The 24,546-nt window shown below is 33.3% G+C and carries 20 protein-coding genes; 10 read left to right on the top strand and 10 right to left on the bottom strand.

Annotated elements, in window-relative coordinates; genetic code table 11:
- Window positions 1-9 precede the first annotated feature (9 nt).
- The 8 genes from ACTU6T_RS02910 to ACTU6T_RS02875 form a co-directional block, all read right to left on the bottom strand.
- Complete coding sequence (locus tag ACTU6T_RS02910) at window positions 10-1,716, bottom strand: serine hydrolase domain-containing protein (RefSeq protein WP_460219768.1); 1,707 nt, start codon at window positions 1,714-1,716, stop codon at window positions 10-12.
- A gap of 9 nt (window positions 1,717-1,725) precedes the next feature.
- Window positions 1,726-2,487, bottom strand: a complete 762-nt coding sequence (locus tag ACTU6T_RS02905) for a type 1 glutamine amidotransferase domain-containing protein (protein ID WP_460219767.1) — start codon at window positions 2,485-2,487, stop codon at window positions 1,726-1,728.
- Between the two features lie 91 nt (window positions 2,488-2,578).
- The gene (locus tag ACTU6T_RS02900) at window positions 2,579-3,619 is read right to left on the bottom strand and encodes a helix-turn-helix domain-containing protein (protein WP_460219766.1); all 1,041 of its coding nucleotides are present in this window, start codon (window positions 3,617-3,619) and stop codon (window positions 2,579-2,581) included.
- Window positions 3,620-3,744: 125 nt separating this feature from the next.
- Window positions 3,745-4,287, bottom strand: coding sequence for a DUF4287 domain-containing protein (locus tag ACTU6T_RS02895; protein WP_460219765.1), 543 nt, complete (start codon window positions 4,285-4,287; stop codon window positions 3,745-3,747).
- Window positions 4,288-4,290: 3 nt separating this feature from the next.
- Window positions 4,291-4,878, bottom strand: a complete 588-nt coding sequence (locus tag ACTU6T_RS02890) for an SRPBCC domain-containing protein (protein WP_460219764.1) — start codon at window positions 4,876-4,878, stop codon at window positions 4,291-4,293.
- A 60-nt stretch (window positions 4,879-4,938) separates the two neighbouring features.
- A complete protein-coding gene (locus tag ACTU6T_RS02885; protein ID WP_460219763.1) occupies window positions 4,939-5,769 on the bottom strand; it encodes a DUF6597 domain-containing transcriptional factor in 831 nt (276 codons plus the stop codon).
- Window positions 5,770-5,873: 104 nt separating this feature from the next.
- Window positions 5,874-6,830, bottom strand: a complete 957-nt coding sequence (locus ACTU6T_RS02880; protein WP_460219762.1) for a cadherin repeat domain-containing protein — start codon at window positions 6,828-6,830, stop codon at window positions 5,874-5,876.
- A gap of 225 nt (window positions 6,831-7,055) precedes the next feature.
- Window positions 7,056-8,984, bottom strand: coding sequence for a tetratricopeptide repeat protein (locus ACTU6T_RS02875; RefSeq protein ID WP_460219761.1), 1,929 nt, complete (start codon window positions 8,982-8,984; stop codon window positions 7,056-7,058).
- Window positions 8,985-9,214: 230 nt separating this feature from the next.
- Between ACTU6T_RS02875 and ACTU6T_RS02870 the strand changes: the two genes are divergently transcribed.
- Genes ACTU6T_RS02870 through ACTU6T_RS02860 form a run of 3 tightly spaced genes read left to right on the top strand, consistent with a single transcriptional unit; the run spans window position 9,215 to window position 12,539 of the window.
- On the top strand, window positions 9,215-9,712 hold the full coding sequence (locus tag ACTU6T_RS02870) for a T9SS type A sorting domain-containing protein (RefSeq protein WP_460219760.1): 498 nt from the start codon (window positions 9,215-9,217) through the stop codon (window positions 9,710-9,712).
- Window positions 9,713-9,714: 2 nt separating this feature from the next.
- Window positions 9,715-10,362 (top strand): hypothetical protein, encoded by a 648-nt coding sequence (locus ACTU6T_RS02865; RefSeq protein WP_460219759.1) that lies wholly within the window; start codon window positions 9,715-9,717, stop codon window positions 10,360-10,362.
- An 11-nt stretch (window positions 10,363-10,373) separates the two neighbouring features.
- The gene (locus ACTU6T_RS02860; protein ID WP_460219758.1) at window positions 10,374-12,539 is read left to right on the top strand and encodes a hypothetical protein; all 2,166 of its coding nucleotides are present in this window, start codon (window positions 10,374-10,376) and stop codon (window positions 12,537-12,539) included.
- 65 nt (window positions 12,540-12,604) lie between these two features.
- Here the strand turns inward: ACTU6T_RS02860 and ACTU6T_RS02855 are convergent, their stop codons facing one another.
- Window positions 12,605-15,106 carry a M14 family metallopeptidase gene (locus ACTU6T_RS02855; protein WP_460219757.1) on the bottom strand — a complete coding sequence of 834 codons (2,502 nt, stop codon included), beginning with the start codon at window positions 15,104-15,106 and terminating at the stop codon, window positions 12,605-12,607.
- A gap of 118 nt (window positions 15,107-15,224) precedes the next feature.
- Between ACTU6T_RS02855 and bshC the strand changes: the two genes are divergently transcribed.
- The 6 genes from bshC to ACTU6T_RS02825 all read left to right on the top strand — a co-directional run bounded on the left by bshC (window position 15,225) and on the right by ACTU6T_RS02825 (window position 21,590).
- Window positions 15,225-16,826 carry a bacillithiol biosynthesis cysteine-adding enzyme BshC gene (gene bshC, locus ACTU6T_RS02850; RefSeq protein ID WP_460219756.1) on the top strand — a complete coding sequence of 534 codons (1,602 nt, stop codon included), beginning with the start codon at window positions 15,225-15,227 and terminating at the stop codon, window positions 16,824-16,826.
- 55 nt (window positions 16,827-16,881) lie between these two features.
- A complete protein-coding gene (gene guaA, locus ACTU6T_RS02845) occupies window positions 16,882-18,417 on the top strand; it encodes a glutamine-hydrolyzing GMP synthase (RefSeq protein WP_460219755.1) in 1,536 nt (511 codons plus the stop codon).
- Window positions 18,418-18,492: 75 nt separating this feature from the next.
- Window positions 18,493-20,397, top strand: coding sequence for a LysM peptidoglycan-binding domain-containing protein (locus ACTU6T_RS02840; RefSeq protein WP_460219754.1), 1,905 nt, complete (start codon window positions 18,493-18,495; stop codon window positions 20,395-20,397).
- Window positions 20,397-20,798 carry an OsmC family protein gene (locus ACTU6T_RS02835; protein ID WP_460219753.1) on the top strand — a complete coding sequence of 134 codons (402 nt, stop codon included), beginning with the start codon at window positions 20,397-20,399 and terminating at the stop codon, window positions 20,796-20,798. The genes ACTU6T_RS02840 and ACTU6T_RS02835 overlap by 1 nt, the downstream gene beginning before the upstream one ends.
- Before the next feature lie 11 nt (window positions 20,799-20,809).
- Window positions 20,810-21,355, top strand: a complete 546-nt coding sequence (locus ACTU6T_RS02830) for a DUF922 domain-containing protein (RefSeq protein WP_460219752.1) — start codon at window positions 20,810-20,812, stop codon at window positions 21,353-21,355.
- Between the two features lies 1 nt (window position 21,356).
- Window positions 21,357-21,590: a DUF3820 family protein gene (locus ACTU6T_RS02825; RefSeq protein ID WP_460219751.1), complete on the top strand. Its 234-nt coding sequence runs from the start codon at window positions 21,357-21,359 to the stop codon at window positions 21,588-21,590.
- Between the two features lie 2 nt (window positions 21,591-21,592).
- On the opposite strand, the gene ACTU6T_RS02820 is transcribed toward ACTU6T_RS02825, so the two are convergent.
- Window positions 21,593-22,669, bottom strand: coding sequence for a M15 family metallopeptidase (locus ACTU6T_RS02820; RefSeq protein WP_460219750.1), 1,077 nt, complete (start codon window positions 22,667-22,669; stop codon window positions 21,593-21,595).
- Window positions 22,670-22,859: 190 nt separating this feature from the next.
- On the opposite strand from ACTU6T_RS02820, the gene ACTU6T_RS02815 reads away from it, so the two are divergent.
- Entirely contained in the window at window positions 22,860-24,500 is a 1,641-nt protein-coding gene (locus tag ACTU6T_RS02815; protein WP_460219749.1) for a CTP synthase, read from the top strand.
- Window positions 24,501-24,546 lie beyond the last annotated feature (46 nt).

The following is a 24,546-nucleotide window of genomic DNA, read 5'->3' as shown; positions in this document are numbered from 1 at the left end:
ATAACACATTCATTCAGATTTTGTAAAGTTTTCATTAGGGCTAACTTCCTTTTGAAACCATATATCATTAACTCCATTTGTAGATAACTTAAATCCATTTATAGATCCATTTGTATCTCTCTGAAACTTTAAAGCTGAAAAATGCCTTTGATTTCCTGTGAATGTGTCTTTTATTCTAGGACTTAATTGAATAGTCTCTAATCTAGGGTGTTGGAGTATGAGATTGCTTTTGCTAATAGATAAAGAATAAGAAGTATTTAAGTCTTGTGAGTAGTAGTTTCCTATAAATGGACTTAAATCCTCACTCCAGCCTGCATTGAGCTTATAAGCAATCAAATTAAAAGTGTCATTTCCGACTTTTACAGTCATAGTTTTAGGAACAACATTAGTATCAAAGTGTACCATTACTTCCCCTCTTGTAATCATCTTAAAAGATTTATTGTTAAGAGGTACAAGTGGGCTTTCATTTCCAGAGCCTCTGAAATATCTTAAAGTATCATTAGCGACATAAATTTTTCTTGAAGTGTGACTATCAATATCCCAATAATCTCCCTCAAATGCTTTAAGTTGTTTTTTTGATATTTTTTTAGAGGCAATTTGTGTAGCTTCTTGCTTTACAGGATTTTCAAGGAAATCTTCAATATAGAGTTCACTGGCTCCTGTAGCTGCATATCCGTTATAAGTACCATCGTTTCCCATTATCACTACAGCAAGATCATAATCTGGATACCGAATTAACTTACTGGCATATCCTCCAGCAACTTCAATGTGGTATAGCTTTTTAGCACCTCTAAAATTCCAAAATCGATGACCTCCTGTATATAATGCGGTATTTGTCTCTTCAACTTCTTTGTTATTTACAATTGATAAGCTATCGAATTTTTCTACCATTTGTTGTGTTCCTATTTTAGGATTTAGAAGTTCTTTTGCCCATAAACACATATCTTCAACAGTTGTATAAACATCTGAAATGATGGTTTGACTTGGATTCATAGTAGAACAAACAAAGCTGTTGTTACTAGGAAAATATCCTTGAGCTTTGTTGGTGATTATTGCCTGTTGTGTATCGAATACAGAATGTTTCATTCCTAGAGGTTCGAAAATTTCTTTCGATATAAATTCAGCATAGGGCATTTTGCCAACCATGGAAATAAGATCTTCTAGAATCATAAACCCAGCATCCGTATAACGTTGTGTAGTACCACTAGCAGGTAAGTTGTGTGCTTGATTCAAAACCAAATCGTATGCTTGCTCTTTGGTAAATACATCATCTGCTTTCCATCCAGCTAATGCCTTAGAAACTTCAGAATTATTTAAACCACTTGTATGATGAATGAGCTGTTTTATACTTATGGTATTTGGTAGGGTAGATAATTTGGGTATAAATTTTCGAACATCGTCATCCAGTTTGAGCTTTCCACGCTGTTCTAATAATAAGAGTGCATAGACTGTAAACTCTTTAGCTAAGTCTCCAATGTGAAACTTAGTTTCAGGATTGACAGGAATTTTATGCTCCAAATTTGCCAATCCAAAACCTTTGGCGTATTCTATTTTTCCGTCATTTAGGATGCCTACTGCTATGCCAGCTTTATCTTTGGTGTCCCATTGTGAAAAAATAGCATCGATTTCTGTACTTGTGATTTGTCTTTTTTGAACCTCTTGAGAGAAAGAGATCATCATTACAAAAAATGTAAGAGTCGCAAATAATGTTTTCATAGTCTTAGTTTATAAATGTTTTAATGTTTGAATGATTTTTTTAGCTACAGAAGCTGCTGCAGTAGGATCTTGTCCAGTAATGAGTCTACCATCAATTTTATAGTAGTTATCCCAACCGTCTTTAGAATAGTTAAAATTTCCACCACGCTCTTTTATAATGCCTTCTATTGAAAACGGAAATGTCTTGTAATAATCAGCATCTTTGTTTTCGAACAAATCAGGGAATCCATTAACTTGTTTTCCATTATAGAGATAGTTGCCATCTTTAGTTTTAAGATGTACAATACCTGCAGTTCCGTGACAAATTGCAGAGACAATACCATTATTATTATAAATAGATAAACTTATATCTTGGATATTTTTGTTTTCAGGAACTCCAAACATGGCAGCTCCACCACCTACGTAATAAACGGCCTTATAATCTGTTGAAGTAATTGTTTCTGGCTTTAAGGTGTTTTTAAGCTTTTTCATAAAGTCAAAATCATACAAATATTGTTTTTGTAAATGATTTGAAGTTGCTAAATATCCAATTGGTATGGCACCTCCTTCTGGACTCACAAAATCCACATCATAACCTTCGTTAACCAAAACATCATAAGCAAATACTATTTCGCCAAAATGATTGGCAGTATTTATGTTGGTATTACCATAAGTATGTTGATTAGAAACTATAAAAAGAATTTTATCATTACTTGTAGCTACATCTGGTTTAGATGAATTAGTACAACTAATAAATAATAGAATTGTTAAAAATAGAGTTAAGATTCGCATTGCTGATTTTTATTTTCAGCAATATTTAGATTTAGAATTAAAAATCAATTTTGAGTTATAAATTAGAAGTTCGGATTTATAAAATAGAACTTTAATATTGGTTTTTGAATTGTGAAGGCGTCATGCCTACAAGTTTTTTGAAGGTTGTAAAAAAAGTAGACTTAGAATTAAATCCACATTCATATCCAATAGCTTCTAAGGTTAAATTAGTATTGTTTTTAAGCATTGATTTGGCCGCTTCAATTCGATATTCATTTACAAATAAAGCGAAGTTCTTTCCTAAATTGTCATTCAATAATTGTGAGAATTGATGTGTTGTTAACCCTGTTTTTTTCGCTATATCAGACGATTTTAAATTGGCATTTTTATATAATGCGTCTTCATGCATAATGGTGTTTAATTTTTGGGTTAATTGTAAGGCATCTTCTGTAGCGATCTTCTTGTCAGCGTATTTATCTTTATTATAAAAGAGTATCGATTTATTTTTTTTATTGTAAAAAACGAATAGTAATAGAATATATAATAGAAAAGAAAACGTAAGTGCGCCAGATATATAATTTACGAAACTTGTAAAGTAATATGAGGCAACTAGTAATAGATTACCAATTAAAATGCTAATTAACCATATGTCTAAACCAGTGACTTTGTTTTGCCTAATAAATAGGTTTTTAATCCGATTGCGAATAACAAAGGCTGTTGCCAAAATATATATAAACCATTGAATATATATAATATTTATAATATAAGGCCTCCATAAACCTATATGTGTTTTAAAAGGGTATAAAAAGCCTGTTATTAATGCAATAGGAATCAAGAGAGCTAAATGATACCTCCATGATGTAAATGCTTTATCTGAAGTGTTTGTAATAGATTTTACATAAAAATATAAAAATGGCCCCACAAAAAAACAGGCCGTTAAACCAAATTGTAAATAATGAAAGGATAGCTCTGTGTTAAAATGAAAAAACACCGATTTACCTACTCGAATACTTAGCATGCCTAAGAAGGTTCCTAAAAATAAATTAGAAATATGTTTAGGTTTTGCAAAAAATAAAAAATAAAGACCTAAGACGAGTCCGTTAAAAGCGCCTAAAGCACTAAAAAAGAATAAAAGTTCTCTACTTACTTCCAAAAAATAGGTTTTATAGATTATTAGTCAAATCTATAAAAAAATAGTTTTTCAAATAAGGTTACTGAAGGATTTAAGAAGTTAATACTCATTATTTAACATCTAATATTGGTAAATATTTGACATGACTATTGTGCTTTTTCATAAGCTAGTTTCATCCAATCTATCAATTCTTGATCTATTTCAGATTCTGAAATGAGTTGAACACGATGTGTGCACATAGTTCCAAATGGACCAGAATTACCTAAGCGATTTGTAGTAGGAACATTTTTTAGTTTTAAGCCCAAGTCTATTCGTGTTTTAGTTGCAGGTTTTATCAAGACAAATTGTCGTTTTCTTATTACACTTACACTGGTTTTTTTGGGAGTGATTGTAATGTCATTTCCAAAAGGTTTTATAACTGAAAGCAGCTTTTCGTAAATTGGAAATAACATTTCTTTACCTTTATATTGTGCTGTAACTAAATCTTCGTCAGAATTATTTTCCTCTTTTGATAAGGTAACAATCGTATTGGCAAAACCATGTGTGACGCCATGTTCTTTTTTTAAAAAGTTTACACCTTCTGAATGTTTGGTAAAGGTTTTAGTTTTTAATATTGATTTCCATTCATCTAATGATTTGCCTGTTTTCTCTGGCATATTATTAATCATGGTTTGTAGTGCTTTGTCCATAGTTTAATTGTTTACTGAAGGTTGCCCTGTTTCCAAATAAGAGATTAAATTGAGATAAGATTGTGCGTTGCCTTGAATGAAAAATTTCATTAATGACATGTACTTCTCATTGTTTTTATAACCAATTCCATAAGATACTACTTTGGTTTTAGAAGGTTCTATGGCTTCAAATAGAATCATGTTGAATAGGTCTTTTTCGTCAGCTTTCATGAACTCAGGAAAGTTTTTAGTGAGTTCTGCCTGAAATGTTAGCATTCGTTTAGGTATATAATTAACAATATGTAGTGTAATGGTTGTTTCATCACCTATTTCTCCATCTTTATTATAATTGGTTTTTACAATACCATTTATTTTAAAATCGATTTCAGCTTTGGTAGTTGCCCAGTTTTCCCACCCTTTCTTTGTGGTGTAAGCATTCCAAACAGAATCCAAAGGCACGTTAACTACAAATGATTGTTTTAAGACTAAGTTATCGGCTATAGAAGAATCGATAACTGATGTGATTCTTTTTTCTGAAACGTCGTTGTTGTTTTGTGCATAGAGGCTTATCGAAAAGCAAAAGATGATAATTTGAAATAGATATGTTTTCATAATTCTAAACGAGATAGATTACAAATTAAGAAACTTATTGTTAACTGTGATAGTAAAAAATTAACCTTTCCTGTCTAATGGAAAAAAATTCGTTTCATCATTTTGGAAACCCGCTTTTATAAATTCTTGAGGATTAAAGCCCGAAAATTCTTTGAATTCCTTGATAAAATGAGATTGATCCACGTATCCAAATTCGTGAGCGATTTGAGACCATTCTAGGCTCTGTTTCTGATGTATTTGCTCTAACAAGTCATTAAACCTAAAGATTCTATGAAACACTTTAGGTGTTAAGCCAAAATAGGTTTTAAACTGATTAATAAGATGTTTTTGAGATTTCTTATACGTTTCTGTAATGGTATTGTTTTCTCGTTCAGATTTTGTTTTAAGTAAATTTAAAACTTCAACAATAGATGTGTCTGGTGTTTTTTTAGCATCATAATTTTTATTTAGCCATTGTTCGACCAGTTGAAATTTTTCTGAAATGTCATCTTGTTTAATGATCTCATCTCTCAACTGTAAAATAGCATCACCAAATAGTTCTTGAGCATTAATGACCCTATTATTCAAATCGTGTATTCGACAATTAAAAAATGGATAAGCGCCATTGGCCTTAAACTGAATTACTAGCATTTCAGAATTTTGATGTGCCGAAATAGACAAATAACCTTTGTGCATTCCAGACACCCAAACATTTTTAAAATTTCCGTTAGGCTTTAACGTCTCATTATCATATGTGTGTCTCTCAAAACCATCTAATTCGAAAATAATGAATACATGTCCAGTTGGTACTACACGTTCAATAGAATGTTCGGGTTGGAAGTTTTTAAAATAGAAGATAGATTCTATATGATTTAAAAGCGGTTGTTCTAGGATATGAGTTTCAAAAATCAATAATTTATGTTTTGTAATTCTTCAAACAAGTTCGACAATTTTTCAGAATAAAAAAAGAGTAAACTTTTACGCTTACTCTTTTTTAACAAACTAAAGGATTTTGGCTAATCCCATTGTTTTAATGTCGTGCTTAAGCCTTGATATAAAAAAACAGCGTTTACATTTCCATTGGTAATCATATCGGTATCACCTCCATCTCCCCAGCCATAGGTGGTTCCATTGATGCTTTTAAAACCTACACTTAAGCTTGAAAATATAGCTAGATGAGCTTCGTTACTGGTAGTTGTCGTATTTCCTTTAAGAACAAAATGATTGTATTCATCATTATGTTGTGGTAATGTATTACCTATAGGATTGTAAATTCCAAATTCATCACCTTCTGAGATTTTTACTTTAGTTCCTGATACATTGTTTGCCCAAGAATAGTATTTAAATGCAAACAAATAACTGCTTCCTGGTATGGTGTTTCCATTTCTGTTTGCTAGTAGTACATTTCCTGGATTTTGTTGAACATTCGCATTGCTTAAAATATGATTATCTGTTGCTCCACTTTTAGTAACTTGAGATAAATAATTTGCTAAGTCGTTATATTCGCTTTCGGTGATCATAATCCAATCGCCATTGTTAGCGTTGTCATAATCACTTAATGAACTATTTAAAAATGCAGCAATATCGTCTACATCGTTTATTGAAACAATAATAAGTTTATTTTCAGTATCAGTTCCGTTACTAATCTCAACTGAAGCGGTTATGCTTGGGTTTGTTTCAAAATCATAAACTTGCCATGCTAAAACACGGATTTCTCCAGTTGAGCTATTGATATCAAATGCCTGAGATATAGATTGTGTTGTAATACTGAAATTTAAGTTACCTGATAGATTAGATGTGACTGTAGTTATTAGGTCTCCTGAATTAGGATATTCATTTATAGAAACTTCTATATTAGTATTAGTAGGTGGGTTATCTGAAGAGTCATCTTCACTACTACAACTAAACGAAGTGGCTGCAATAATTATTAGGATTAGAAAGGACTTGATGTTTAAAGTGTTTAAGAAATTCATAATACTTGTGTTTTGTGGTTTGTTGTGAGTTTTCGTAGCGTCTTGCAACTGGTAAAGTCTGCAGCCTAACCAGAGCAAGGCACCACAAAACTGGTTGTCAAATTAATGACAGTACAAACATAGAATCTGTTTATTATGAATTAAAATATTGATGGTGGACAACATGTGGACAACCCAATAATTTTTATTGGACAACAAGTGGACTAAACAAATTAAACGGTTGATTTACAGCTCAATAACTAATTCTTGTAATGAGTCTTCTGTAGACAGATTGAGTTTTTTACGTAGACGATATCTCGCTTTTTTTACACCTTCAGTAGAAATATTTAAAATATTTGCAATTTCCTTTGAAGATAAATTCATCTTCAAAAGTGACATTAATCTTAAGTCGTTTGATGATACTTCTGGATAGGTTCTGATTACCTTTGCGTTAAAATCTTTATGAACCTCTTCAAAGTATGTTCTAAACTGTTCCCAATTATTGTCGTTGTTGATATCTAAATTTATTGTGTTTATGACTTTTTGGAAGTTTCTAGAATTATCAGAACTTGATTTCAATTCTTTTAATTGAGATTTTAAATCTAGTAGTACTTCATTTTTATGCGCCAAATGTAAGGCATGAGTCGTTAGTTCTTTCTCTTTAAATTGAAGTGAGTTGTCCAATTTTTCACGTTCCACTTTATTACGTTTTATTTTTTGTTGAAGTCCGTAGATTAAGGCTCCGGCAAAAAGGATTAGCAAAACACTACCAATCGCCAAAAGTAGTTGTCTGTTTTTTGAGATGTCTTCTTTTTGTTTCAAGACTTCAATTTCGGCTTTTTGAAGTGCTAGTTCTTTCTCTTTCTTTTCGGTTTCGTATATGGTAATGAGTTCCTCAATATTACGTTCATTATTCACTTCTGAAAGGCTATCTTTTAATTTGATAAACTGTTCTTGATCTAAATAAGCTTGTTTAAACTGACCTCTATTAAAGTTGAGTTTCGATTTATATAAATAAAACTCTTGAGATTCTCTAGGCGCGTTTATAGTATCTGCAATTAATAGTCCTTCATTATAGTACGTTTCTGCCAGATCATATGATTTCATATTATCGTAGACTTGACCTAACACCAATAAGGTTGAGTATATGGCGTTAATATTTTGTTCTTCTCTAAACGATTTTAATGTGCGTTCTATAATAGTTTTAGCTTGAATATGGTTCCCTGTTTCATTCAGAATAATTCCTAAATTAATTTGCGATATATTATAACTACTGGTCATCCCTTTTTCCTTAGATATTTTCTCTGCTTTTTCTGCATATTCCTTAGCATTATCAAAAGATTTCATTGCGATATAAGAATTTGCAATTCTGTTTAAGGTCATTACTCCAAATTCAAAATCTTCTTCGGCTTCATAGATGCTTAAGGCTTTTTTATAGTTTTTTATAGCATCATCGTAATTGGTTCTGTGGAATTCTATTTCTCCAATATCTTTTAAGAGATCTGCTTTTCTTAAAACTTGTCCGGGGATGGTGTCCATTATTTTTTGAGCAGCTATTGAGTTTTGGTATGCTAAAATATAGTTGCCTTTATTTCGGTAAATACTGTTTTTATATTGTAACGCAATGCTTTCGTTTAAACCGTCTTTTAGATTGCGACTTATTGCAATAGATTTATCAATAGCTTCAAGCGCTTTGTTATACTTACCCTGAAGTCTTAGAGCATCACTCATTCCAGTGTAGGCATAGCCTTGTAGTAATTTATCGTCGGCTTTTTGAGCGAATTTTTGAGATTTATCAAAGTAAAAAATCGCAGAATCCAAGTTGATACTTTTCATAAGAGACCCTATTCTATGATTTGCTGTAGCAATGCCTAAATTGTCATTAACAGACTCTGATAGTTGTAAGGCTTCCATGGCATAGGCTTTAGCTCTGTTTCGGTCTTTAAAGCGAATACTCGTATATAATTGTTCTAAGGTTTTTAATCTTTCTAGGCCTACTTGAGATTTTAAAACAGTTTCTAAGCTGTCGACATCTTTCATGTTTTGAGCTTCTATATTAATGGAGAATGAACAGATAATAAATAAGATGACATAAATGTTAATGTCCACCTTGAAGTAGACTTTCTTCTGAAATATTAAAAAAGGGACATTGTTGAGGTTTGATTTTGATTCCATGTTTTGTGGTGGTTGGATTACCTAAGATATGAACATTTCTTGATATGTTTTAATACATTGATAATCAGTTATTTGTATTTTGTTTTATTAACAAGTTTCACTATGTATAAATATCCTTAATTTTTTATTTCTGCATTTTTTTTGATGGTGGACAAAGGGTGGACATGGACATTTTCCCTTTTTTTTAGCAATTCCCTGTCCTACCTTCGATGAAATTAAACGAGTTAATTATGTCACATCAAAACTGGATTATTACAAGTTTAATGCTCATCTTTTCATTTGGATCTGCACAAACTTTAAAACGGCAATCTTTAGGGATTCAAGGATCAACTCATATTGTATATGCAAACTCAAAAAGTTATTATATACAAGAGAGTATTGGTCAACAAAGTGTTATAAGAACTTATGATGCTAATAACCATAGCTTACGTCAAGGTTTTCTACAACCTGTAGATGCTTCATTAATTTCAGAAAATTTGGATAATAATCTAAGAGGCTTTTTCTATCCAAACCCATTTGTAGATCATGTCAATGTACAGTTTCAAGAACCCATATTTGATGTGGTTACTGTGACCATGCATGATATTTTGGGACGATTGGTCTACAACAAAATCTTTGATCCCATGCAAACCTTGATTATAAATTTTGGGGACTTGAGTTCGGGTAGTTACGTTTTTAGATTGCAAATGAGAACTGAAGTGTTAGTGGCTAAACTGGTAAGACGATAGTTATGAAGCGATTTGTCTTTTATATATGCATGCTTACAACATGTGTTAGTTTCAGTCAGCAATTGTACATGGAATTGGGTAAAAGTAGTTCTGCTTTTGATTATAAGAACTCTTTTGGAATCGGATTAGAGAATTTGCAATCAAAGCCTAATACCTATTTGAAAATGGGATATAGAGATGTCATAAATAATAATGAAACCTTTTTTTTCTCTGTAGGTGTTTTATATGCTGGTTATGGAGCAATAGGAAGTGATAGAACATTAGATAATTTTTTCGAATGGGATGTTGCCTATTTAGGATTAGAAGCCGGCTTGGATTATAGACTGTTTAGATTGCGTGATTTTTCTTTTTTTCTGAAAGGTTCTGTATCTGCAGAATTTTTAATACAAGGAAACCAAACCATCAATAATCAAGTTTTTAATCTGGTAGGTGAAGAGGAATTCAATAATAACATCTTTTTTTTAAGAGGTGGATTGATGATGACATATCCTATATCGAGAAACACTTCAATAACAGCAAACTATACTATAGGAAAAACAGCATTACTGGATAAAGGAAATGCTACAGATAAAGAAGAATTGAAACTTTCGGCGCATCAATTTGGGTTTGGAATTATCATCAACCTACCCAATTGTAACTGCCCATTTTAAAACCAAAACCAATGAAGAACATTACATTTTTTGTCACATTTTTTATGTTGAATCTTGTTGCGTTTGCACAAACAGATGGCATTAACTACCAAGCTGTGATTATAGACAATAATCCACAGGAAATTCCTGGAGTGGATGTTTCTAGTAATAATTTACCTAATACACCATTGGAAGTTCGCTTTACAATTCAAGATGAATCTGGTGCGACTGTTTATCAAGAAACTCATCAAACTGAGACCGATCCGTTTGGGATGATCAACCTTATGATTGGTCAAGGAGAGATTACAGGTCAAAGCCCATCGGTATTTGGTCAAATCTATTGGGATAGTCCAAAGCGTCTTACAGTAGAAATCGATTTGTTTGATGGTAATGATATGATACTATTTAGTGATCAAAATTTGACTTATATACCCTATGTAAGGCATCGTGAAATCATTGCGACATCAACTTTAGATGTCGATGGCGAAACCAATCTAAACAATAGCTTGTCCGTCAATAATCAAAGTCCGACAAACCTAAGTGGTACTTTAACTGTAGATGGTGAAACGAATATTGAAAGTGATTTTTTTGTTAATAATGAAAGTACAACAACGCTATCTGGTGATTTATATGTATTCGGAACAGCTTTTTTTACAGATGGCGTTTTTGAGAATCTCACCGTGAATCAGCATTCAAGTTTAAATACATTGACCGCAGATGGAGTTACCAATATCAACAATGCGTTTAATGTGAATAATGCTAACCTGTCTAATTTAACAGGAAATCTAAATGTAGACGGTAGAACCGATTTAAATGATGATTTGGAAGTTGATGGTGTTAGTCTGTTTAATAATCGTGTAAGAATCGACGCAGAAGTTGATGCTAGTCAGAATGGGTATTCATCTTATCCGCTTCAAGTCCAAGGTAGTAGCCAAGGCCTTGCAATTCGGTTAAATGAGAACCAGCCTAGTAGAGATAATAACTTTATCACATTTTTTAATACCAATGGTCAAGCTAGAGGTCGTATAGAGGGTAACGATTATCTAGAGCCAGTAGCATTAGATTTTCTGCTTGATATTATTGATCCTCCAAGTGCAGGAGATTTAATAGATCTTTTTATAGATTTTGATCCAGCTCCATCGTTTAATTTTGATCCAGATGATCTCATAAATGATGTGTTAGAAAATCAGTATTATGCGAATGATTTTTCGTTTACAGCATATCATTATACAATGGACTTTGCTGTATCAATTCAACGATTTGGAATCAATCTAGTTGCAGCTGTTGGGCTTTGTGCTACTGGAGATTGTGATGATGCGTTATGGGCTTTTGTCGATTTGTCTATAGATGGGATACAACTTGCTGAATGGTATCTGTATAATGCCATCAATATTGGTGTCGCCTTCGAATCTGGAAGTGCAGATTATGCCGAATGGCTGCGGAAATATGATGCTAATGAACTTTTAGTATTTGGAGATGTTGTTGGTGTAAGAGGTGGTTTAATCTCTAAATCATTCGCAACAGCAGAACATTATATGGTGGTATCTCAAAATCCATTAATTAGTGGCGCAATGCCTAAAGAGAGTGAAGAGCATTTATTTGAACGTATTGCTTTTATGGGACAAGTACCAGTTAAAGTAATAGGTAATGTCGAAAAAGGAGATTATGTGTTGCCTTCAGGAAATGGTGACGGATTAGCAATTTCAGTAGCACCAAAAGCTATGAAAATAAACGATTATCAAAGAATTATTGGAGTGGCATGGGAAGATTCAAAAGGCGATAAGCTATTTTCGTATATCAATACTGCTGTTGGAATAAATAACAACGATATGGTTGGTGCTGTAAAGCAAATGCAACATACTATGAATGAGATGCAGCTTAGTTTGGCAAAACTGGATCCTAGTTTTAGACCTAGTTTATATGAGATAGACACTTCAATGACCTATGAAGATAAAATGATGACAACAACAAATATTAAGTCTCAACTCTTAGGAAATGCAAAAAATCAAAAAGAACGATTAGATCAGCTGTCGACACAAATTAAAAAGCAGTTTGATACGTCTGGGTTTGATTTTTCAAAATTTCCATACTTGATGGAGGCCATTGAAAACCCAACAAAAGAGAATGGTCAAAAACTAGTCGATCACTATTCAAAAGTGATTGAACGTATGCGTAAGGTAAAGATTCCTAGAAAGTAACATGAAAAAGGGCGAAGTAATTTTTAATTACTTCGCCCTTTTTCATCTTAATATTTACCTATAACCTATAATTCGTGTAAGTTATTATTAACAAAGAAAATTGAATTGACTAAAAAGAGTTTTCCATTTTCCCAAAAGCTTCTAAACATGACATTATCTACCATGTATATGATGCTTCCGCGTCCCATGCGTTGTTCTCCAAAAATTAAGGTGTTGTCCAATTTATTCAATGCATTTTTGCCAGCATAACCAGATACATTTTTAGGGGAATCACTTAAATAGGCAACATTAAAGCCATTATCTAATAAGCCATAAGAAGCACTTCCTAATTTTAATGTAAAATAGTGATCATCATAGCCAAAAGCCATTGGGTGTGTGTTGTCAACATCACTTTTAAAAATGGCTCCTGTGATTAGGTTCTTGGTGTAATCACGTTCTCGATCTGCATATTTAATACGTTTGGCATCCTCTTTATCTTTTTCAGTAATGTCTTGAGGTTTATTACGTTTTAAACCGAAACCTTCTTTATCGGCAAAACTGTTTAAAGCACCATCTATGGCAATTAATTTACCTCCAGAACTCACCCATGTTTTGAGTTTTTCATTGAGTTTTTCATCAATCAAACCGCTATAATACCCATTTGGCATTATCAAAACATTATATTTAGACAAGTTGGTTAGATTGAGATTTTCTGTATTTATAGCGGTAACTGGATAGTGTAATTGTTGTTCGAAAAAGTGCCATAATTCACCATAACTGTATGATGACGTATAGTCTCCAGATAAGATTGCTATTTTTGGAGGATTCACTAATTTGATATCTGGTGACCCAAAATCTGGCCCTGAAGTTGAGAACCCTGAATAGATGGCATTTGGAGTTTTATCAAATTTTGAATATACATTCATCAATTTAGTGAGAAAGCCCTCTGTATTTTTGTTGTCTCCAGTTACGATTATTAAAGTCCCTCGGTCGTAGGTTTTATTTTCAGCGCTAAATGGTTTTTCTGTAAAACGGACTTTGATGCCTTGATTTAATAATTCAGCTAAAAACTGAGCGTCTTTAATGCTATCCCATTCTTCAGCATAGCCTATTGCAACAGGAAGATCAAGTACAGAAGATTTCATTTTAGGTAGATTTAACGCTCCAGCTTCAAATAGTGTTTTGCTTGCAATAGCATCTAATCCATATGCATAAGGTACAGACCATGCTGTGATGTCGTATGTAAGTGAATCACTTAATTTAGCATTAGGTTCAAATAAGGCCTTAACCATTTTTCCTTTGGGTTGATCAGTGCTAACAACGAGGTCACGATTTGTTGTACTCATTTGATCTTGTTTGGATGTCGAATATCTAAACCCAGAAACTTTTCCGCCTTGAGCAAAATGATACTTAATATCATGTTTGTTGAGTAAATCTTTTAAGCTATTAATTTTATCTTCATGTCCACGTAATACATAACTTTTGTATTTCAAGCTAGAGTTATCAAAAAACTTAGCGAATTCTGTATTTAACTGCTCGGCATTTTTTGAGGATATCTCAACTGTAGACAAACCAGTAGTGGTGTGATGTTTCATACGATCTACAAGGGTTAGTACATCGCCTTCATCATTTAAAATGCCTAGTCCAGCACGACCATGACCTGCTTGTTCGTAGGTCATACCAATAGCTCCCATAAAGGTTGGATAGGTATCTCCATAGCTAGGATATAGTAAGTCAAAACGTTCTCTTGTAAAGTATAGCCAGCCTTCAGCATCAAAATATTTCGAATGATTTTTTCCAATTTGGGTTTGAAAATCACGCTGCCAATCACTAATCACCTCATGGAAAGGCTCAGCAGCTGGGGCAAAATAATAGGGTTCGTTAATACCTTGCTCATGAAAATCTACATGAATATGTGGCATCCATTTATTATATATTTTAAGTCTTGAAGACGATTCTACTTGTGTTGCCCAGGCCCAATCACGATTCAAATCGAATAAATAATGATTTGGCCGCCCTCCTGGCCATGGTTCATTATGTTCACTTGCTTGTTGGTCAATATCGTAAGGCGTACTAGCTGTTTCATTATACCAATTAACATAGCGATCACGACCATCTGGATTAATACAAGGGTCAATAATAACAACTGTATTTTTTAACCACTCTTGTTTTTCAGTAAGTAGCTTATAAATTGTATTCATAGATGCTTCGGTACTAGAGGCCTCGTTTCCATGAACATTATAACTTAACCAAACAATGGCTATATTTGTATTTGTTGGGTTGCCATTTAAAACCCCAGTATTCTTTAGGTTATTTTCTCTTATAATCTCTAGGTTTTTTATGTTTTCTTCTGAAGATACATAGGCTAACATTAGAGGTCGTCTCTCATTTGTTTTTCCATAATATTCTAGTTTGACTTGATTTGGATTTTCTTGAGCGACATGTTTGAAATAATCAATAACTTGATGATGTCTTGAGAATTTTGTTCCTAATTCATACCCTAAAAACTCTGAGGGTGTCTGAAGGTTTTGAGCAATTACTGAAAAGGATGTCAATAGTGCAATGGTGAGAGCTAAAGTTTTTTGCATGAAAGCAGAATAATTTTGAGTTGAGCAGTAAAGATAGCAAGAGCACATGAATTAACTAAAATTTAGGACTTAAAAAAAGTCAAGAAGCTTATCTTTATGCCTGATTTGAACTATAACTATGCCAACTGACTGTATTCCGTTTAGAGAAACAACCTATTTTTCTACATTGATTTGTGATTATTTAGATGAACATGACGATTTAAAACCGTTTTATAATCGCTTTCCAAATCTAGATAATTTCAAAGCTCAAATTCAAGAGAAGAGCGCTTCGTTTTCTTCGGAAATGAGACGAGTTTTGGTTAAGTCGCTTCAAGATCAATATGAAGCTCTTTCGATTTCTGAAGCTACAAAATTGAATATTAATTTGTTACGCGATAGTAATACGTTTACAATAACAACAGGTCACCAATTGAACTTGTTTACGGGGCCTTTATATTTCTTCTATAAAATTATTTCGACAATTAATTTATGTTCACAGTTAAAAGCTCAAAATCCAGATCAAAATTTTGTACCAGTATATTGGATGGCTACTGAAGATCATGATTTTGATGAGATTAATTATTTCAATTTTAGAGGACAAAAAGTACAATGGAATAGAGAGGCTTCAGGTGCCGTAGGTGCATTAGATCTTAACGGTTTAGACCAAGTTTTTGAGGTGTATTCTAGTCAATTAAATGCTACATCAAATGCTCAAGAATTAAAGGAATTGTTTCAAAATGCCTATTTAGAACATAAAGATTTAACATCTGCAATGCGATATTTGGTGAATATTTTATTTGCTAAATATGGATTAGTTATTGTTGATGGTAATGACACTGATTTAAAACATGAATTCATCCCTTATATTGAAGATGAGTTAGTTGGTCAAACCTCATTTAGGAAGGTTTCAGAAGCTAACACAAAGCTTAATGGTTTAGACGGAAATTATAAGATTCAAGTTAATCCTAGAAATATCAATTTGTTCTATATTACTCAACGACTTCGTGAACGAATTGTAGAAATAGATGGAATATATAAAGTTCTGAATACAGATATATCTTGGAGTAAGAGTGAATTGTTAACACACCTCAATGAGGTGCCGGAGCGATTTTCACCTAATGTGATTATGCGTCCGTTATATCAAGAAGTAATTCTGCCTAATTTATGTTATATTGGAGGTGGAGGTGAATTGGCGTATTGGCTTCAGTTGAAATCTAATTTTGAAGCCCAAAATGTAGTGTTTCCAATGTTGTTACTTCGAAATTCGGTATTGTTGATTACTGATAAACAAAAAGAAAAGCTTGAAAAATTAGAAGTTTCGGTTAAAGATTTATTTTTAAATCAAGTTGATTTAGAGACCAAAGTGGCTAAACAAATTTCAGAAGTTGATATTGATTTTTCTTCTCAAAAAGCACATTTGAAACATCAGTTTGAAGGTTTGCATAAACTTGCTGAACAAACCGATAAATCCTTTAAAGGTGCTGTTGCTGCTCAAGAGCGAAAACAAATTAAAGGCTTGGAACATCTTGAAAAGCGTTTGTTAAAAGCACAAAAGCGAAAACTTAATGATCACATAGAACGCGTTACTGAAATTCAAGATGCTCTATTTCCTGGTCAAAGTTTGCAAGAGCGTAATATGAATTTCTCTGAGTTTTATTTAGAATATGGAAGTGCATTGATTCCAAAATTAATTGAAGAATTAGAGCCTTTAAAAGGCGAGTTCTTAGTGTTGACAATCTAGTATAAAATTTGTTGCATTCTAGTTTTAATTTTAGATCTAATTATTACTTTTGCACATGCAACACAATAAAGTCCTAATTTTAGATTTCGGCTCGCAATACACACAGTTAATTGCGCGTCGCGTTAGAGAATTAAATATCTACTGCGAAATCCATCCATTCAATAAAATTCCTTCAGATTCTGACAGCTTTAAAGCGGTCATTTTATCTGGTAGTCCAAACTCTGTAAGAGGTGAAGATGTGCTACATCCAGATTTGTCCAATATACGTGGCAAAAAACCAATGCTAGCTGTGTGCTATGGCGCTCAGTATTTAGCACATTTTTCTGGTGGTCAAGTCGCAGAATCCAATACGAGAGAGTATGGACGAGCTAATTTAGATTTTGTGAAATTGGATGAGGATTTCTTCGAGAATATTCACGAAGGCAGTCAAGTGTGGATGAGTCATAGCGATACCATCAAGCAACTACCAACAGGTGGAGTATTATTAGCTAGTACTAGTGATGTTGAGAATGCTGCCTTTAGAATTGAAGGTGAAAGTACCTATGCAATTCAGTTTCATCCAGAAGTGTATCATTCAACAGATGGTCACCAATTATTACATAATTTTCTTATTAAAATTGCTAAAGTTGAACAAGATTGGACTCCACAGTCCTTTGTAGAGGAAACGGTTGATGATTTAAAAGCTAAACTTGGTAATGATAAAGTCGTTTTAGGGTTATCTGGTGGTGTCGACTCTTCTGTAGCTGCTATGTTGTTACATAAAGCTATTGGTGATAACCTCTATTGTATTTTTGTTAATAACGGTTTACTTCGGAAAAATGAGTTTGAAGATGTCTTACATCAATACGAAGGTATGGGACTCAATGTTAAAGGTGTAGATGCTTCGGCACGCTTTTTGGATGCCTTAGCAGGTAAGAGCGACCCTGAAGAAAAACGAAAAACGATAGGTCGCGTGTTCATTGAGGTTTTTGATGATGAAGCACATCGCATACAAGATGTAAAATGGTTAGCACAAGGTACTATTTATCCTGATGTTATTGAAAGCGTATCAGCAACTGGTGGACCTAGCGCAACGATTAAAAGTCATCACAATGTAGGTGGATTACCAGACTTTATGAAACTTAAAGTGGTAGAGCCTTTAAAAACATTGTTTAAAGATGAGGTAAGACGTGTTGGAGCATCTATGAATATGGATTCACAACTCTTAGGTCGTCATCCGTTCCCAGGTCCTGGATTAGCAATTCGTATTTTAGGTGATCTAACTCCTGAGAAAGTTCGTATATTACAAGAGGTAGATGCTATTTTTATAAATAATCTTCGTTCATGGAATTTATACGATAAAGTATGGCAAGCTGGAGCAATGTTATTACCTGTAAACAGCGTAGGTGTTATGGGAGATGAAAGAACCTATGAGAAGTGCGTTGCGTTAAGGGCTGTTGAAAGTACAGATGGTATGACTGCCGATTGGGTAAATCTGCCATATGAATTTTTACAAAAAACCTCGAATGAGATAATAAATAAGGTGAAAGGCGTTAATAGAGTAGTGTATGACATTAGTTCTAAGCCACCAGCAACCATTGAATGGGAATAATAGTGTGACTTATGTATCAAATGTGTTTCATATGTACAGAGGTCTGAAAGATATATTGATATAAATAATTTTTTAATGAAAAAACTCTTAATCATCATCATATTGCTATGCAACTTTACAGTCATAGCTCAAGCTTATAAAACACATAAAGTCAAAAAGGGTGAAACTATCGAAAGTATTGCTAAGCAGTATTTAGTAACGCCTTTTGATATCTACGCACTCAATCCTGATGCAAAACAATCTATAGATGAGAACACAGTCTTGATAATTCCAACATCAAGAGTTAAAAATGATCCAATTCCTGAAGCAGTAAAAGAAGCGGTTAGTTTTAAAAAACATAAAGTTAAGCGTAAGGAAACCTTATATAGTATTTCCAAAAAGTATAGTGTTGATATAGAAGATATAAAGAAATATAACACAAGACTATATTCTGAAAACTTAAGAAAAGGTGATAGAATCAAGATTCCGAAGTTTAAAACTGTAGTTAGTAAAGTGTCGTTGAATAATACGATTAAGAAGTACAAAGTTTTACCTAAAGAAGGAAAATGGCGCGTAGCGTATAAGTTTGGAATTACAGTTCCTGAATTAGAAGCTCTAAATCCAAACCTTGGAGATGTTTTGCAACCAGGGCAAGACCTAAATGTACCTAATATTAGTGATAATGAAGAGAAAACAGTTGAAGAAGAGTACAGCTATTATACAGTGTTAAAGAGTGAAGGTTATATGGCACTTAATAGAAAATTAGGTGTAACCCAAGAAGAATTAGAAGCTTTAAACCCAGAATTAAAAGATGGTGGACTTAAGTTAGGAATGGTTTTAAAAGTACCTTCAGATATTCAAACTACTGCTAACGTCGAAGATCTAGTAAATACCAATCTTGCCAATAAGTTGAGTAATTTAAGTCGGAAGAAAATTGCACTTATGTTACCATACAGGATGCATCGTATTGATGTCGATTCCGTTAGAGAGGCCAAAAAAGCAATAAAAAAAGATGCCTTATTATCTGTGTCTTTAGATTTTCATGCAGGTGTATTAATGGCTTTAGATTCGGCTAAGCATTTAGGAATTTCTACAGATCTAAAAGTCTTTGATACTAGAAATCAACCTTCAGAAATATCTAAGATCTTAAACGATAATGATTTTTCTGAATATGATGCTATTATTGGACCCTTATTATCAAAGAATTTAGATCGTGTTGCTTCAGAATTAAAAAAGGACAATATACCAGTAGTATCACCTTTAACAAAACCTACTAATCTGTATAGTAATGTGTTTCAGACTGTACCTTCAGATGAATTGCTAGAGAAAACCATCATAAATTTTGTGAAGCGTGATTCTTTGCCAAAGCATATGGTTGTGATTGCCGATTCTAAGCATAAAGCTGTAAGTGATCGGTTAATGTCTGAATTCCCTTCAGCAAAACAAATTTTTTCAAGAAAAAATAAAAAAGGACAAGAAGCTTACTTTATCTACCAAACCGATTTAGAAAACATCTTTAAACCTGGTAAAAATATTGTGTTTTTAGAAACTGATAATGAAGGTTTTGCTTCTAATGTAATTAGTATGATTAATGGAATGTCTGTAAAAGATGTTGAGGTTATTTTGATGACTACCAATAAGAATAAAGCATTTGAAGGAAGAGAAATCTCTAACTACCACTTATCTAATTTAAAATTCCATTATCCGTCACCTAATAAAACAACAGATATTTTAACTGCGAGAAACCCTTTTGTGAGAGCGTATCGTCGTACGTATAATGTAAGTCCAAATAAATATGCAGTTCGTGGATTTGACATTACACTTGATTTATTATTGCGATTGGCTAGCGAAGAGGATTTGTATGCTGCATCATCAAGTGATATTGAAACCGAGTATGTAGAGAATAAATTCCGTTATTCTAAGAAACTTTTTGGTGGATATTATAATGAAGCTGTCTATGTTGTAAAGTATGATAATCTAACCATAATAGAAGCAAAATAATGACATCAAAAGTCACCTATTTAGGCGGTTTAAGAACCGAAAGTGTTCATTTAAAATCTAATAATTCTTTTATAACCGATGCACCTTTAGACAATAATGGTAAAGGAGAAGCGTTTTCACCTACAGATACTGTTGCTACAGGACTGGCAAGTTGTATGATTACCGTTATGGGAATTAAAGCCAAAGATTTAAATGTAGATATGACAGGAACAACTGCGCATGTCACCAAGACAATGGCAAGTGATCCAAGACGTATATCTAAGATTGAAGTGGTTTTAAATTTTCCGTTTGAAACGGATAAAAAAACAAGAACTATATTAGAGCGAACAGCAAATACATGTCCTGTACATTACAGTTTACATCCTGATATCGAAAAAGATATCACCTTTAACTGGGATTAATGCTAAACTAAATGTTACCACGTTTTTTAATTATTTTTTTAGTTCTTTTCAATGTGTCCTCTAACAATAATGAGGTGACCATTACTTGGAATGAAAGTCAGAAACTATCTTGGTCTGATTTTAAGGGACCTATAGAAGCTAACTCAGATGCGGTTGCAGTAACAGCCTCTGGAATTACATTTTCATTTTCTGTTCAACAATCTAATAGTCAAATTGTGAGTTTTGAAACCAATGTAAGTGCGCATTTTTATCCTGAAAAATCATGGTATATAAAATCTAAAGGAGATGACCATATTTTAGCCCACGAACAGTTACATTTTGATATCACTGAATTGCATGTTCGCCAATTACGCTACGCTATTTCTAAATTGAGTGTCTCTCAAGATATTAAGCGAGAGTTAAGAACGTTGCATGAACAGGCTAATATTAATTTAGCAAAAATGCAAAATGCTTATGATACTCAAAGTGAGAATTCAATCAATAAAGAACAGCAAGCCTTATGGTCTGAATTTGTGAAGGCTGAGCTAGATAAGTTCAAAGCTTACAGGTCACAATAGTATGGAGTTACAGCCCGATAAAGACTTCTTAATTAAACTAGCGCATACAAAAATGCCTTATGGTAAATATGAAGGACGTTATCTTATTGATTTACCAGAATATTATATTGTTTGGTATCATGCTAAAGGGTTTCCTAAAGGAAGATTAGGTGATATGTTGACTCAAGTTTATGAATTAAAACTGAATGGCTTAGAGGATCTCATACGTGATATTAAAGAACGCTATCCAAAGTGATATTAATGTCCTAATTGAACAGCTTGCTGCATGGCTTTGTATCTTTTTTTCCATTGATTCATATTTCTATTTAAACCATCATCAATATGAACTGGGTCCTTGGTTTGAAATGTTCCTCCCCAGCGTAAATCTGGATCATCGATGATGGCCTTAATGAATCGCCTTACAGGATCTGGTATGTTTGGATACTTTTTTAAAACTTTTGAGTTAGCCCATTTATTATTGTCATAAATAACATTCATATCTATTCCATGACCTGCAAGATGATTTGAAAATATTGCTGGCTCTACAATGGCTCCATTTACATTTGTAGTCGTTCTAAACGAACTGGTTATATACACAGAAATATTCGCATCTACTGCATGACGGTTAATTTTGTCTAAAATAGGCGCAAATTCTATATCAGCTCGACAGGGTTTGCCCATAAATTGAGATCCTGTAAATAATATAAGAGGAGAAGATTTATCTGGTAGATTCTTTTCGGCTAACTCACTCCAATATCTTCCATAAAATGTATTAATGTCTTTTATCATTAGGTTAACAAATGGCCGTGTTAACAAATCTCCATCAGAGTCAATACCATTATCATTTGCATAAGCAATTATAGCATTTTTGGTGTTATTTCCATAGAGTCCATCTGCCCCAAATTTGTGAAATTTTAGCTGGGTCTCATATCCAATCTCATATAAAAGGACTTGCACAGCTCTAATGCTCATTCTGGTACCTCTCGATATATATTTTCTGGTTCTAAGATCAGATTTATAAATTGTCCATAATGTATACATGTCTGGTAGGAAATCATGTCGCTGTAATATTAGTTTTGCAAGTTTTGTGGAAACAACTGTGCCGTCGCTATGGATTTTATTTTTTTTGGCAAAACTTGCTACCGCAGCAGCTGTTGCTTTGCCGTAGTTACCATCTGCTTGATAGTTATCCCATTTTAACTCCTTGCGAAATCCTAGCTCGAAAAGTGTACGTTGTAAATCGATGATGAGTTCAGTTTTTGTAGATCCCTTGAATAATGATTGACTTATATTTCCTTTTTTTACGGCTGCTTCTAATATATTTGAACATTCCATGACTTCTAAAATTTGTTATAGTGCTAATTTTCAGTGATTAAGGTAGTGTTTTTGATGTGGCGAGTCAATACGTAGAACTACGTAAATTTAGGTAATAACTATACTTTTCATGGCTTCATTAATAAACCCCAAAACAATTCCTTAATAACTATTTAAATTTTGTAAATTTGCCTGCGTTTAACAGCGCAACATGACAACTACTACCAAATACATCTTTGTAACAGGAGGCGTTACCTCTTCTTTAGGAAAAGGCATCATCGCAGCTTCTTTAGCAAAACTTCTCCAAGCTCAAGGATATCGTACTACAATCCAAAAATTAGATCCATACATAAACGTTGATCCTGGAACTTTAAACCCGTATGAGCATGGTGAATGTTATGTCACCGATGATGGAGCAGAAACAGATTTAGATTTAGGACATTATGAGCGATTTTTGAATGTACCGACAAGTCAATCCAATAATGTAACGACAGGTCGTATCTATCAAAGTGTGATAGAAAAGGAACGTCGTGGTGAATTTTTAGGTAAAACGGTTCAGGTGATTCCGCATATTACAGACGAAATTAAACATCGGGTTCAAATTTTAGGAAAGTCTGGTGATTATGATATAGTCATCACAGAAATTGGAGGTACAGTTGGTGATATAGAATCATTACCTTATGTTGAGGCAGTACGTCAGCTTAAATGGGAGTTAGGAGAGCAAAATGCCATAGTGATTCACTTGACATTAATTCCTTACTTATCTGCTGCTGGTGAACTCAAAACTAAGCCTACACAGCACAGTGTTAAAACGTTGATGGAAAGTGGTGTTATGGCGGATATATTAGTGTGTCGTACCGAACATGAATTACCCTCAGATCTGAGAAACAAATTAGCAAAATTTTGTAACGTACGCCCAGAAGCAGTAATTCAATCTATAGATGCGTCAACTATTTATGATGTGCCAAACTTAATGTTAGAACAAGGATTGGATACCGTTGTATTAAAGAAGTTGGCTTTAGAGAGTTCTGAACCTGATTTAACCCAATGGAATCAGTTTTTATTGCGTCATAAGAATCCAACAGGAGAAGTAACCATAGGACTTATAGGCAAATACGTAGAGCTTCAAGATTCTTATAAATCGATTTTAGAAGCCTTTATTCATGCTGGAGCAGAAAATGAAGTGAAGGTAAAAATACAATCCATACATTCTGAATATCTGACTGAGCAGAACGCAGCTGAAAAATTAAAGCATTTGCATGGTGTGTTGGTTGCGCCAGGATTTGGAGAACGTGGTATTGAAGGGAAAATTGAAGCGGTAAAATATGTTCGTGAAAACAATATTCCATTTTTAGGAATTTGTTTGGGAATGCAAATGGCAGTTATAGAATACAGCCGAAATGTTCTTGGGTTGAAAGATGCGAATTCTACAGAAATGAGTGAGACGACTACTAATCCAGTAATAGATCTTATGGAGTCTCAAAAGGATGTGGTTAACAAAGGAGGTACTATGCGATTAGGTGCATGGGATTGTGAGTTATTAGAAGGTAGTATTTCAAAAGATGTTTATCAGACAAATGCGATAAAAGAACGGCATAGACATCGTTACGAATTTAATAATGATTATAAACAACAAATTGAAACTGCAGGAATGAAAGCTACTGGATTAAACCCAGAGACTGGCTTAGTCGAAATTGTCGAAATTCCGTCACATAATTGGTTTGTTGGCGTACAATACCACCCAGAATACAAGAGTACTGTGGCTAATCCACATCCACTATTTGTTGCTTTTGTAAAAGCCGCCCTAAACTTTAAAAGAAATAATAATAGTGTCAGTATGGCACAAAATTAATATTGGATAGCTTTTTGTAATAGAAAGTCTATTCTCTCCTAACTAA

It is taken from the genome of Psychroserpens citreus (assembly GCF_055686305.1).
Note: the sequence above shows the minus strand (reverse complement) of the source record. Positions and strands in the feature narration are given on the sequence as shown.

What these genes read in the sequence shown, in the direction of transcription:
- ACTU6T_RS02910 (WP_460219768.1), bottom strand. Translation starts at nt 1,716, where the DNA reads ATGAAAACATTATTTGCGACTCTTACATTTTTTGTAATGATGATCTCT.
- ACTU6T_RS02905 (WP_460219767.1), bottom strand. Translation starts at nt 2,487, where the DNA reads ATGCGAATCTTAACTCTATTTTTAACAATTCTATTATTTATTAGTTGT.
- ACTU6T_RS02895 (WP_460219765.1), bottom strand. Translation starts at nt 4,287, where the DNA reads ATGGACAAAGCACTACAAACCATGATTAATAATATGCCAGAGAAAACA.
- ACTU6T_RS02890 (WP_460219764.1), bottom strand. Translation starts at nt 4,878, where the DNA reads ATGAAAACATATCTATTTCAAATTATCATCTTTTGCTTTTCGATAAGC.
- ACTU6T_RS02880 (WP_460219762.1), bottom strand. Translation starts at nt 6,830, where the DNA reads ATGAATTTCTTAAACACTTTAAACATCAAGTCCTTTCTAATCCTAATA.
- ACTU6T_RS02875 (WP_460219761.1), bottom strand. Translation starts at nt 8,984, where the DNA reads ATGGAATCAAAATCAAACCTCAACAATGTCCCTTTTTTAATATTTCAG.
- ACTU6T_RS02870 (WP_460219760.1), top strand. Translation starts at nt 9,215, where the DNA reads ATGTCACATCAAAACTGGATTATTACAAGTTTAATGCTCATCTTTTCA.
- ACTU6T_RS02865 (WP_460219759.1), top strand. Translation starts at nt 9,715, where the DNA reads ATGAAGCGATTTGTCTTTTATATATGCATGCTTACAACATGTGTTAGT.
- ACTU6T_RS02860 (WP_460219758.1), top strand. Translation starts at nt 10,374, where the DNA reads ATGAAGAACATTACATTTTTTGTCACATTTTTTATGTTGAATCTTGTT.
- ACTU6T_RS02855 (WP_460219757.1), bottom strand. Translation starts at nt 15,106, where the DNA reads ATGCAAAAAACTTTAGCTCTCACCATTGCACTATTGACATCCTTTTCA.
- bshC (WP_460219756.1), top strand. Translation starts at nt 15,225, where the DNA reads ATGCCAACTGACTGTATTCCGTTTAGAGAAACAACCTATTTTTCTACA.
- guaA (WP_460219755.1), top strand. Translation starts at nt 16,882, where the DNA reads ATGCAACACAATAAAGTCCTAATTTTAGATTTCGGCTCGCAATACACA.
- ACTU6T_RS02840 (WP_460219754.1), top strand. Translation starts at nt 18,493, where the DNA reads ATGAAAAAACTCTTAATCATCATCATATTGCTATGCAACTTTACAGTC.
- ACTU6T_RS02835 (WP_460219753.1), top strand. Translation starts at nt 20,397, where the DNA reads ATGACATCAAAAGTCACCTATTTAGGCGGTTTAAGAACCGAAAGTGTT.
- ACTU6T_RS02830 (WP_460219752.1), top strand. Translation starts at nt 20,810, where the DNA reads ATGTTACCACGTTTTTTAATTATTTTTTTAGTTCTTTTCAATGTGTCC.
- ACTU6T_RS02825 (WP_460219751.1), top strand. Translation starts at nt 21,357, where the DNA reads ATGGAGTTACAGCCCGATAAAGACTTCTTAATTAAACTAGCGCATACA.
- ACTU6T_RS02820 (WP_460219750.1), bottom strand. Translation starts at nt 22,669, where the DNA reads ATGGAATGTTCAAATATATTAGAAGCAGCCGTAAAAAAAGGAAATATA.
- ACTU6T_RS02815 (WP_460219749.1), top strand. Translation starts at nt 22,860, where the DNA reads ATGACAACTACTACCAAATACATCTTTGTAACAGGAGGCGTTACCTCT.